Origin of the sequence: Arthrobacter sp. HMWF013, from assembly GCF_003061105.1 — a bacterium.
Lineage (GTDB): Bacteria > Actinomycetota > Actinomycetes > Actinomycetales > Micrococcaceae > Arthrobacter.
Genome location: NZ_QAIQ01000444.1, coordinates 2324 through 3295 on the forward strand (window position 1 = coordinate 2324; position 972 = coordinate 3295).

Below are 972 nucleotides of genomic sequence, written 5' to 3' on the forward strand. Positions count from 1 at the left end.
CCTTGGCTTTGGCCGGCGTCGCCGACAGTACAGCCACCAGAGAATTCTTGGGGACGTTCCGGCCGGCTGCAGTCATGCCGGAGTTGCCCAGGAAGGAACGCTTGCCGATCTTCGCCGGCGCAATCCGCAACCATCCGCCGTCGAGCTCGTAGGATGCCACCATGGTGTCGTCCGCCAGGAAGGCTCCCTCGCCCACGGTGGTCATCTTGGGAATCAGCAGCACGGTGGAGGCCTCGACGTTCCTGCCGATCCTGGCGCCCAGCAGGCGAAGCCAGACAGGGGTGAAAAGGCTCGCGTAGATCGGGAACAGCAGGTCGCGGGCCAGGTCCAGGACCCGTTCGGTGGCCCAGATCTGCCAGCCGATCCGGCTGCGCACGCGGTAGTAGCCCTCGGCGAGGCCGATTCCCAGCAGCCGGGTGGTGACCAGGATGAGCAGCAGGTTGACCAGGAACCAGGCCAGGGCCGCAGGAGGGAGGGCGAGCAGGATCTGCGGCACGGCCGAGGACAGCGATTCCCTGCCACGGATGAAGGAGAAGATGACCATCGCCGCTGCCGCGGCGGACAGGTAAGGAATGAGTGCCAGGACGGCTGAGGCAAGGGCGAAGCCCACGAACCACAGACGGCTTATCAGCGGGTGTTCTACCGCAGTGTCCGGCCATGAATGTTTGGCCTTGCCGCGGCGCTCGGCCGGTGACCCGGCGACCTGGTGTCCGGCCTTAACCTTCCCGAGCACCGCGGAACCCGGCTCAACATGGGCGCCCGCGCCGATCGAGGCGCCGGGCATCAAGGTGCTGCGCGCCCCCACGCTGGCTCCTGCACCAATGTGGATGGCTCCGATGTGGACGACGTCCCCGTCGATCCACCAGCCGGAGAGATCCACCTCGGGCTCGACGTTGCAGCCGCTGCCCAAAGAAAGCAGGCCAGTGACCGGCGGCATGGAGTGCAGCTGGACGTTGTTGCCTATCCTGGCGC

Annotated in this window: 1 pseudogene; it reads right to left on the reverse strand. The window is 66.7% G+C overall.

Going from position 1 to position 972, the window contains the following annotated elements:
• Positions 1-972: pseudogene (locus tag DBR22_RS24660) on the reverse strand (amino acid adenylation protein); the annotation flags it as partial.